The organism is Pseudomonas grimontii (assembly GCF_007858185.1).
In the GTDB taxonomy this organism is placed as follows: domain Bacteria; phylum Pseudomonadota; class Gammaproteobacteria; order Pseudomonadales; family Pseudomonadaceae; genus Aquipseudomonas; species Aquipseudomonas grimontii.
Window position 1 is genome coordinate 269,830 of record NZ_VFES01000006.1, and the last position, 11,142, is coordinate 280,971.

General features: G+C 55.8%; 4 protein-coding genes. 2 read left to right on the forward strand and 2 right to left on the reverse strand.

What is annotated here, in order from left to right; genetic code table 11:
• Positions 1-438: 438 nt before the first annotated feature.
• Positions 439-2,724, forward strand: coding sequence for an nSTAND3 domain-containing NTPase (locus tag FIV39_RS12785; RefSeq protein ID WP_208603994.1), 2,286 nt, complete (start codon positions 439-441; stop codon positions 2,722-2,724).
• Complete coding sequence (locus FIV39_RS12790; RefSeq protein ID WP_244176375.1) at positions 2,711-6,763, forward strand: nSTAND3 domain-containing NTPase; 4,053 nt, start codon at positions 2,711-2,713, stop codon at positions 6,761-6,763. The genes FIV39_RS12785 and FIV39_RS12790 overlap by 14 nt, the downstream gene beginning before the upstream one ends.
• A gap of 933 nt (positions 6,764-7,696) precedes the next feature.
• On the opposite strand, the gene FIV39_RS12795 is transcribed toward FIV39_RS12790, so the two are convergent.
• Both FIV39_RS12795 and FIV39_RS12800 read right to left on the reverse strand, forming a co-directional pair.
• Complete coding sequence (locus tag FIV39_RS12795) at positions 7,697-10,453, reverse strand: AAA family ATPase (RefSeq protein ID WP_090406544.1); 2,757 nt, start codon at positions 10,451-10,453, stop codon at positions 7,697-7,699.
• Positions 10,446-11,015, reverse strand: coding sequence for a hypothetical protein (locus FIV39_RS12800; protein ID WP_090406541.1), 570 nt, complete (start codon positions 11,013-11,015; stop codon positions 10,446-10,448). The genes FIV39_RS12795 and FIV39_RS12800 overlap by 8 nt, the downstream gene beginning before the upstream one ends.
• Between the last annotated feature and the right edge of the window lie 127 nt (positions 11,016-11,142).

Below are 11,142 nucleotides of genomic sequence, written 5' to 3' on the forward strand. Positions count from 1 at the left end.
AGGAGACCAAGGAATGAAGCGCTGCGGCATGACTCCTTCGATCATTGATCAGGTCAAGAAGAGCTTTGAGAAAGCCAAAGTGAGGAACAACGGTGAGTGCTACTAATGCGATCAACAGGATCGACAAAATCGCAGCTGAATCAGGTAGGCGAGATATTTCTCCGTGGGGGGGTGCTTGACGCCTGAGACAATCACTCGACTACTAGCCTCTATGAACGCCGGCAGCCTTTTAGTGGTCTGCGGCGCTGGGCTTTCCATGGATCCTCCCAATAGTCTGCCGTCAGCTAGAGAGGTGGCAAAGCGCTGCTTCGACAAATACCGTCTTGATTTGGATGCAAATTGGGACGTCTCAGACGCGGAAATCCATCCTACTCCGGTCGGCGTTCTACGTGTTGTTGCCACTGCACGAAGGACTAAGGTGTGCTAATCGAGGCTTCTGTGCTGCCCGAACGTAGAGCAAACGGCCCTTGGAGCGATCTAGCGCTTCATACCATCGGCTGGCGCGCGTTTCAGGATCTATGCTCGCAGGTATGCGAGGTCGTGCTCGGCCGGCCCGTGGAAATCTTCCGCGAAGCTCAAGACGGCGGTCAGGACGCGGTCTTCCTCATTTCTGCAGAAAACGACGCCCTGTTGATCGGAACCGTGCAATGCAAGCATACGTCCGATGCCGCAAAGGCGTTGAAGCTCAGTGATCTCACCGCCGAGATCGCTCATGTCGAGGAACTGGTCAAAGCCGGCCAAGCAGAAACCTACGTCTTCATGACGAACATGAGCGTAGATGCGCCCATCGCAGCCGCAATGCGTGCCAAACTCCGCGCGCTTGGCGTGCGTAAGCCGCACATTCTTGGTCGCCAGTATATCGTCCGTGTTATCAGGAGCAGCGCGCGCCTCCGGGCCCTCGTTCCGCAGGTCTACGGCCTAGGCGACCTCACCTCGATCGTAGATGAGCGGCTCAGCGAGCAGAGCCGGGCGTTGCTTGACAGCTGGATTCCAAAGCTTCGCACCTATGTGCCTACCCAGGCTCATCGCGATGCGGTCAACGCGATCTCTGAGCACGGCGTAGTGTTGCTACTCGGTAATCCCTCTAGCGGTAAATCGGCGATTGGCGCCATCGTGTCGACCATAGCGTCGGAAAATCCAGACAACACCGTACTTGCTTTGACCAGCCCGCGCGACTTTGAGGCAGGTTGGAATCCTAATGATCCGGGACGCTTCTTCTGGATCGACGATGCCTTCGGCTCCAATGTGCTACGCGACGACTATGTGCAGGATTGGACGTCTGCCTTCTCCAAGCTGCGGGCCGCGATCAAACATGGCAATCGATTTCTTCTAACTTCCCGAAAACATATCTATGAAGCGGCGCGGCGCCGGCTCGGGCAGCGGAACCTTGCCCAATTCGCAGATGGCAGCGCGGTGGTGGATGTCGGCGAGTTGACGTTCGAAGAGAAGACGCAGATTCTCTATAATCATGTGAATTTCGGTGAGCAGAGCCAGAGCTGGCGATCGAGCATCAAACCGCATCTAACCGCTGTCGCTGCGGTTCGCGATTTTCTCCCAGGGATCGCCGAACGTCTCGGGGACCCGAACTTCACCAAGGGCCTAGCACCTCGCGAAAGCTCACTCGTACGCTTTATGGAGGAGCCGACAGAGCATCTGATTGATACCGTCAACGCCTTAGATGATCAGCTGCAGGCCGCGCTCATCCTCGTGTATGTCCATCAGGGCGGATTCGATCCTAGCGATCATGACGCTTCGGCCGCACAGGCGGTCGCCGAGCTGACTGGGTACACTCTCACTAAGATTCAGGATTGTTTCGCTGAGCTGAAGGGCTCGTTCCTGAAGCTTTCCGGATCAAAATGGACCTTCGCCCATCCGACGATCTCCGACGCCCTAACGGAGATTCTGCGCCAGAAACCCCATATGATGGCGGCGCTCATACGAGGCGCGACTATCGACACCATTCTCAGCAGCTTCACGTGCGAGGGCTCGCCGCTCATTCGAGATGCGCTTGTCATCCAGACAACCCTCGACGACGCTCTGGTCGCACGACTTGGCCGCACGCCCGACGAATTGCACCGCAATTGGATGCTGTTCCACTTCCTCTCCTATCGTTCGAGCGAGGCCGTGTTCGTCAAAGCCGTCGAGCAATTTCCCAATCTACTTCGACGGTCCTGCTGGCAATCTGATCTCACTAGCAACGATCCCCGGATCGCCACCTATGCACGTGCTCATCACCTCAGCGTCTTGCCTAACGATCTGCGCTCTGAGGTAGCCGACAGGCTGGAATCTGCCGTGATCAACGGTCTCGACGTCTCCTTCTTCGACGAGCCACAGATGCTAGCGGTCATACCGCCGCTAAGGCTTATCGGTGTGGGCTTGGCGCTGCGGACAACTGTGCTGCCGTCGCTCGAAGAGAGGATCGATGAGATCGCCGCCGATGCTGACTTGGACGAAGAGCCTGACAGCCACTTTAAAAAGCTTCTCGGCGTGCTTGATCGCATTGAGACGACTGGTGTCGACGCGGACGCCACGGCTTTGATCGACGACGCGCGCGATCACGTGAAACGCTCAGTCGAGGCGCTTGAAGAGCGCAAGCGCCAGCATGATGAAGGCTCCGAAGACGAAGCGGATTGGACGCACATCGTGACGCAAAAGAAGGATGAAGCTCCGCCTTCCACCCCCGTCGTGACAAAGCGCTCGGTGTTCGACGATGTCGACAAATAATAGTCGAGACATCAAGCAATCGCACTCCGACGCGTCGGACACATCCTTCTCCGATAGCGCGGAAGCAAGGCGTCCCCTGCGGGGCGCGGCCGCCGCTCAAGCCGGCTTCGACTATCAGCTCGACGTCTCGATCCTCGCAGCCCTGCAACTCCTCCTCATTTCCAAAGCGGCTACGCGCCTGGTGCTGGAACCGGCAAACGAGGAAGATCTGGAGGCGGATCTGGAGCCCAACGTGCCAGGACGCGTACAACCCAGTGCGACTGTCTCTGGCGGATATAAGCTTGTCATCCAAATCAAAATGGACAACGGCGAGCCCTGGTCGGTCGAAAATTTCGAGGGTCTGCTCAAGCACGGCTCCGACAAAAAAGGTGGGCGCCGAAAAGCACTGCATCATCTCGACGATCCGAACACCCGCTATCTGCTCGTGACCAATGCCGACGCCAAGGGTGTCGCGCGTAACCTGCTGGTCGAAGGCTTCGAAGAGGTATCCGACAAGGCAAGCTTCCCTCCGAGCCTTCATGCCACACTGAAAGCTTCGCCCGAAGGCCGTGTCGCGATCTGGGGCAAGCTCACCGAAAAGCAGCTCGCATCCGATATCCGGGAACTGATGTCGGACCTGCTGCATGTCCCGAAGGTCGAGCAGCAAAATCTGATCGCAAAGCTGCGTCTCGAAGCCAAGCGAAGGACCCGAGGCAGCACGCCCGGTCTATGGACGAGCGACGATCTTCTCGCGACGGTAAGGACGCACGGCGGGTTCCTGGCCAGCTCTGCCAGCCTCGAGCATTTCGTGGCGCCTGCGAACTTCAATGAAATGCTCAGAATCCTAAACGACAAGAATGCAGTCGTGATTATGGGCCCTTCAGGTACGGGCAAGACGCAGGCGGCGCTCAAGCTATGCGATATCGCGCGACGGCGCGATGGTGCGCTGGAAGTCGTTACCATCGGCGCGGACGATTCGCCGACCAGCGTGCGCAAGGTCGTTAACAACGGATCGACACTCTTCTATGTCGATGATCCGTGGGGCCAATTTAGCCTTCGCGGGGGCAGCGAAGCATGGACCGAGCAGCTGCCGCGCCTGCTCGCCAAGGCTACACCGGATCACCAGTTCGTCATCACGTCCCGCAGCGACATGATGCAGAGCGCCAAGGTCGGGGTGAGTCTCAACACGTGGTCGGTCGAGTTGGATGCCGGCCAGTATCGGGATGGTCAACTCCGCGACATTCATGACAATCGCATGGATCAGCTACCGGCCGCTCTGCAAACCAAGGCGTACGCGTTTCGCGATGAGGTGCTCGACAAGCTTGGGACGCCGCTCGAGATAGAGCTGTATTTCGCCCACATGCAAACTGGCCCCGATGCCGGGGAAGAAGACCATATCTTCTTTCGCCGGTTGCTCGAGTTGGCGCAGCGCGATGCGGTGGAAGGTGTCGTCGTCAGAGCTCTATCATCCATCGACACTTGCGGAACCTCAGCCATCGTTTGGGCGCTGCTGGCGGCGCGTGGCCAGTTCGACCGCGCCCGACTTCACGCTCTTCAACGCGCCCTACGTGGACTTGATCGAGCGCTAGGCGATGGCTTGGATCGCCTCGTAGACCGTATGGTCGCGGCCCGCCATCTGCGGCAGCCGGCCCGCACGATCGCCTTCGCTCATCCGAGCGTCCGCCAAGGCTTTGAGGCCTTCGCAAGGGGCAACTGGGGGCAGAGCGAGTTTGCGATCGAAACCCTGATCTCCGCGCTCGTTCAGCTACCGTCAACGCATCGCGACTGGGGCATGGAAACGGCAGCCCGAGTTTATGAAGTTGTTCGCACGTTCGCTGGCCGACCGGACGTTGACCAAACCTTCGCAATTGACTCCGACAGCCAGGAAGCGATCGATGCCTGGCTGGATGAAAGCCTCATGGACCCCGGCTCCAGGTTCGCACCATTGCTGGAGCTGGCGTCCGAGGTGGGTAGCGATGCCTCGATACCAAGCCGCGTGGCGCGATGGCTGTTGAAAGGTACACAGCGGGGGGCTTCCTTCTTCACCCGTAACTGGCAGCCGCCGGTCTTTGACGATGCCTGGCACGACACTGTGTCCGCGAGCCCCATCGCGGCCAAAGTTGCCGCTCGATTTATTCGTGAGGAGCTTGGCTTCGACCGAGGGGATTACGGAGTGGGCTTCGCCAAGCGGCTCGATCGCTTCGCACCCAACCTGACCACTGCCTATCTCGACGCCGCGCAGGAGATGGTCGGCCACGGCTTCGAGCTTAACGCCAACGCCGTCGCAGCCGGCGCCGTGCGCGATCTAGCAGGGTTCGAGAGGATAGTGCAGGCTGCGTTGGACGACCTCGCGAGCATCCACCGTCAACACGCTAAGAGTGGCCGAGAGGAATGGCGTGCAATTGAGGATGGCGAACGGGACCATGCCGCTGAAGAGGCCGCGCAGTCGAACCATGAAGGCGACGGTTACACATCCGGCGTCTTTATCGACGCCTACATCCGCCAGCTTCGCGTAGAGGGTCGCTGGCTGGTCCTTGCCAACCACCCGCGCGTAGCGGAGTTGGTCCGTGCCTGGGCGCTGGCGCTTTCAACCTCCCCCGGACCGGTGGGTGAAGGCGAGCTTCGAGCCATTCTCGTAGCGGGCAAGGGTATGGATGAGGAGCCATATGTCTGGGCGGCAGCGCGAGAGCACTGGCGCGAAGCGCTGGAGCCTACGCTTACGGCGCGGATCAGCTCAGTCCCCTCTGAGGTGGATCTTTGTGACGAGCTTGCGCTCACAGCTTTGAAAGTCGCACCAAACTCCCTGGTCGCCGCATTCCAGGTGAATAGTGGACAGCCTGATCGACAAGTCTCCCTGCTAACTGCCATACAGCGCGCCCGTCGGCAACTCAGAAAAGACAGCCATGCGGCCACACTAAGGCTGATTACAGGTGCGCTTACAAGGGAACTAAAGGAAATCTACAAAGCGATTCCAACCAGGAAGCGGAAAGCTCGCAAGGTCAACGGTCCGACGCTCTCATTCCTGACGGCTTGTGCCTCGCAACTCAATGCGGATGCGCTCGAACTTGTCGTGCCGGTCATCATCGCAAGCAGAGGCGACGCCTCGCCAGCGATCATCCGATGGCTGACCATTGCCAGCCGTACAGAGCATGCCGTCAGTGCGACCGAGGCGGCGATTGCGATTGGCGATACCGTCCTTGTTGAGGCTGCGCTTCGCCACCAGCGCGCCGATGCGCGCCGTACGGCGCTGTTTCATCTGGCGCCGACATTCCCGGATCCCTTGCCGCCTGCAATCCTCGCAATGGCATCCGATCCAGGTAGCCGCGTACGCCGCGCCCTAGTCGCCCTGCTTGCAGAACGGCCGCACCCGGATCACCTCAAAACGCTGTTGTTTCTGATACATGACACTTGGTCGAGCGCCGAACCGCACTACGACGAGCCCGAGAGCTTTGATATTGCGCAAGAGGCAGTCGTTGCCCTTGCAGTGAACGGTCCCTTATCCGATGCAATCGGCAATACTCTTCTCGATCTTGCCGCCACAACGGTCGACCGCGCGCTTAGCCGAAATGCCCTGATCGTCGCAGCGAATTGCTGCAGCGCCAGAATCCAGCAGAAAATATCGAACCTCGTCAATATTCCGGAAGCCCGTTGGATACGCCTCGACGCCATTGACGCCCTGGCCGACGCCGATTCCGTAGACCCTAGCATTGTCGCGCATCTGACATCCGCGTTTCTGCTGAGTGCGCCGCCAATCCTTGCCGCGTCAGCGGCTCATCTCGTCGGCGCCCATGCTTCCGCGGAATATGCCCTTAAACTCTTTGAGCGGGTCGCCAACTCGAACAAGCGACGCGCTCTGCTACTGGTTGGCGCCAACGCCATGGCCAGGCGTGATCGTACGACTGCCGATCGAATCCTCGATATGCTTGAGCCGGATCATCCCGGACGTCAATTGTTGGTGGCTTCCGAACCTCTTTCAGTCTCTATTCTCGACGATCTCGGCAAAGTCCAGTTGAGAGAAGCCGTCCGAAAGCGGCTTGGAGATCGCATTGTCGTTTCTTGACCAGCGCAGAGAACGGGCAAGCACAAGCCCGCTAGCTGATCGCCCACCTGAAGTCTGAATCGCCCCGGGTTTTGTAGGCACCTTCATAAGCGGGCTTGTGTGCCAGCAAGTCCAATTGCTGAGGATTACCCACGAGGAGGTAGTCAGTTTGGTTTCATCGCCAGTCTCCGAGTCGCTCAGCGCCGCCGTTCATTCCCGTTGAGCACATGGCACGGCCTGCATACGGCTTGGAGGATTGCAGTCTGATGAGCGTCATCAAGAAGCTGCAAAGCAGCGTGCCCTAGCGGCAAAGAGAATGGCTCTTTGTCCAGCCAGTTAAAGCGGGAAAATATCTCCTCGATCTGGGGAGGGCTGAGCGTCTGAATGATCTGGGTGACCACAACGTTGAACTCGGGAGACACGTGGTCAACTTCACTTGAGGGGGTGTTCCCGCACCGTTCGCATATTGGGTGTGTCGACCTATAGCTGGAAATTATAGGGTGCGCGGCATCCCTGAGCGCCCGATCCAACCAGGCCATTTCGTCTCGAGAGTCGATGCATTGCGTCCATGAGACCCCGTGCCAGCCATGGTCTGGAAAGTAGCCTTGGAAATCGTAAGCCGCTCCGTGTCGGTGTAGTTTTCGAAAGAGACTAGGGCGAAGGCGTTGCGCCGCGCAGTGGTAATGTTTCTGGAGTATGAGGTCGGCAATGAGGGAGGACTCAAATTCCTGTCCGAAATCAACCGCTGCGATTTCCTCCCGAATCACCTCCTTCAGACGGGTTTTGGTCATCCCTCGAAAGAACTCTTTTCCTCGCCCCATTTTTTTATCCCTGTAGTTAGGCTTGTCAGGCCAACTATGTGCTTTCATTTTTAAACGGGTGGTATCAGCTTCGGCTTCTGAGTCGGGAAATGCTTAATCTCCCGGCCCAGTGGTTTCTCCAATTCCTAGAAAACTACGCCGCTGTATCGGTAGGAATTCCATTTACAGTCGCTTTCACGCCCGTACGCGGGTTTCCTTCCAGATAGATTGTGTTCAATAGCTTCTTATCTGAGATGCTGGAAAATTTCTGCATCAGGTGTCGAGCTAAACTGTCGCTTGCGGTAGTAAGGATCAAATTCATGTTCGGCATTGATGTCGCGGCAAGTCTGAAAATGTCCAGCATCGCCACGCGGTTCAGGTCATCCAGGTGGGCGATCGGTTCATCTAGCAGGAAACTGCCACCGGTACTTTTTGCTCTCGCAAGGTAGAGAGATAGCGCCAGGTCTTGCCGCTGTCCTTGGCTTAATTTTTCTTGAGCTTCCAACGGTGTGTCGTGACCTTCAGCGAGTACCATCCAGTTCAAATCGTCCCCAGAGACACTCAGCTTGTGATAGACCTCGTTGGCGTGCATCCGAGAGAACAATTCAGTCGCTGGGCCCAAAAGGGGGGATAGACTCGAAACGGTCGCGTTACGAACATGATCGCTGTATCGACCGATCGCATTGTCAGCGGCTGTTATGTGGCTTTGGCCTGCCTTGAGCTTCTCTGTTACCACCTGCTTTTCTTTGTGAAGGCTCCTCAATCTCTCGGAGTCGTCATCGACACTCAGGAGAATTTTGCACTCGCTAATATTAAGTTCATATCCCTCCGCTCTCGCGAGTTCTCCTTCCACGCAAGTTTGTGTTGCGGTGTGCAACTCCACTGAAACTGGGAGACCGCTGTTGACTTCGTTCCATTGGCTTTGGAAACGATTTACTATTTCAGAAACCGCCGCAATGCTGGCGTTGACCTGGTGAGATTCTTGGGTTTTGGCCTGAATACTTTGGAGTTTCTCGGCCACGGAGCGGGTGAGAGCCGGTTGCTCTGCACCGTCCGACTTAAGTTGTTGCTCGAAATGCTGGGTGTAATGAATCAGGGCCTTCCGTGCAGCAGGTACCCCATCTCTTGCGTTGACTGAAGACGGCAGCTGAAAGAACTCATCAATCCTTGGCATTGCTTCTGCGATTTTTTTTGCATCAAGCGCGATTTTGATACTGGTTAGCAGGTATTCAAAGCTGTTGACGTCAGACGCTGAGAACTCAGCTTTATTCATGGTTGCTAAATAGCTTGTTTTCTCGTCAATTGACTTCAGTTTGTCGGCTACAGACTTAAGCTGGGCGGAATAATTTTCAGCTGAAGATTGCTGTAGGTTAGCGGTTTGTAATGATGAGCTCCACAGCTGCTCGGTCGCCTGAGCCGTTTCCAGGTTGCTTTTGGCCGCCTGCAACTCTGGTGTCGCAGCAGCGTAAGTAAGGTGCTCGTGCAATGCGTCAGCCGATTTCCAGTCATGGCTGCACAAGGGGCAATGACCACTCGTGAGAGCTTTCACCGCTTCATGTCCGAGAGCTCTTAGACGATCTATAACGCTTGATAAAGCGTCGAATTCGGCTTGAGCTTTTATTCTCGCTTGCTTGGCCTCATCTGCAGATTTTGATGTCTGAACGAAGTTTGCTGGGGGTAAGACAGGGTTGCGTAGCAAATCTTCTTTTCGTTGGAGGAGATCCAACAAGGTGCTCTTCTGGCTGATCAAGTATTCGAGAGCATTCAGCCATCGCTGTTGCCGGTCTGCATCCCAGCCATATTCAACGAAGTTTTGCTGCAAAAGTTCGAAGGAAATATCGGGTTGAGGGAACCGCTGGACGAAGACCGGATCGGCAATGATGGTGTCCCAGCGATCCAGAATTTCGGTATTTTTTCGCGCCCAGTCAACATTAATCTTGGCTTGGCCCATTTGTGCATTGAGGGCAGAGAGCTTCTCAGCTAGCTGGCTGTGCTCATTGTTCAATTTCGCGATGGTTTCAGTAATCTCTTTCAGCAAATCCCGGTTGATTCCCAACTGCTGAAGACCGGATTCGTATTCCGCCCATCCCTCCTGCAACAAACTCAATACGGTCTTCTGACGCTTAGCCGTCTGCAGTAGCCCGGCCACCTTCAATTGAACAGTTTTGAAATCATGCAGAAGGTTTCCTGTTGACTGAGTGTCTGGAAATCCAGCTAGCACCTCATTCAGCTTGAGAGCGACTTGGTCGCGCTCATGCCGGCTTTCAGAAAGCCTTGCTTCAAGCGCTTCGATTTCTGTCACAAGCGCCTGCAGCTTTGTCTCCAAACCTTGGGTTTTGGGAAGCTCAGTCCGGTATTCTTTTAAATTGCTGAGTGTGCTCGCAAGGTGGCCCAGCCCCAATATGTCCGCAAATATCTGTTGTCGGAGCGCCGATTCGCTGTTGTCTACCAAAAGGGCCAAGGAGTTTGCGTATAGCCACCTGCAATTGCGTAGCCAGTCACGGCGTGCTTTGGTCGTGGCTTGGGCGCTACCACCCGAAATGGAGGCTGGGGTGAGCATCTCCAGCAGATTAGCGTCTTTGATGGGTTTCTTTTTGCGATCACCCTGTTTTTTGATCCAAGCTTTACCCTTGATCCGTTCTAGTTGATAACGTTCGCTGTTGATCTCACATTCAGCGCTGACAAATGTGTCGCCAGATCCCCAATGGCACGAAAAATCAGTGGTAGTTGGAAGATCGTTCACTTTATTCGTTAGCAACCATTCCAATGCATAGCATATGGTGCTTTTACCGGTGCCGTTGGCTGCGTGAATGATCGTCAGCGGTGCGTTTAGTGGGATTCGTAGAACATCTCGCACGCCTCGAAAATTCTGGATCTCTACCGAAATGAATTTGATAGGTAAGTTATTCATTCAAATCCCACTTCTTTCCATGATTGCGTGCGAGTTCCTTTCCTTTTGACGTTGATAGGGATGCCAGCAGGCCAGCCATCTCTTCATTTTCAGGCACGAACTGCGAGTAGTCAGCCTGTTCATACGGCCCTGCCAATCCAAGCGGGGTGATACGTTGGCACCGTTGCCAGCCGTCGGCGTCCTTGTACACGACGTGCTTCCTGACGAACCTCGTATCTTTCTCGACGTCATTAATGAATTGCTTGAGCTCTTCATTCGATTGCGCCAGCGCTAAAACCAGGTAGCCATCCACCACTGAACCCTTTTTTTCCAGTCGTAGAAGTCCGGCGTCTAGAAACGCTTCAGCATGCTTTGTTTCTATCCAGGCTTCCTCCGCCGTAGCGCCGTCGACGCGCACAAGCAAAACAGATGCAAAAGTGGTCGACCAATACTTCAATTGAGTCGTTGGAGGAGGGCCCGGCCAGTGAGGATCGTCTATAAACGTCAAGACACCATTCTCGGGGGATGTGAACCCGGCTTCGGTTGCTCGCTCATCCAAGAGCTTAATCAGGTCACTGAGCATCTAGTGGCTTGAGCGGTTAATCCATTAATTTATTTTTTATCACACTCAGCTTCGCTTTATGTACCGAGCTAATGATGGCCTCAGCCGTTTTATTCCACTTGAACGGCTTGGCTGAATGCTCATTGTG

Bases quoted from the DNA above. Each gene is read 5' to 3' on its own strand.
- FIV39_RS12790 (WP_244176375.1), top strand. From the start codon at position 2,711: ATGTCGACAAATAATAGTCGAGACATCAAGCAATCGCACTCCGACGCG.
- FIV39_RS12795 (WP_090406544.1), bottom strand. From the start codon at position 10,453: ATGAATAACTTACCTATCAAATTCATTTCGGTAGAGATCCAGAATTTT.
- FIV39_RS12800 (WP_090406541.1), bottom strand. From the start codon at position 11,015: ATGCTCAGTGACCTGATTAAGCTCTTGGATGAGCGAGCAACCGAAGCC.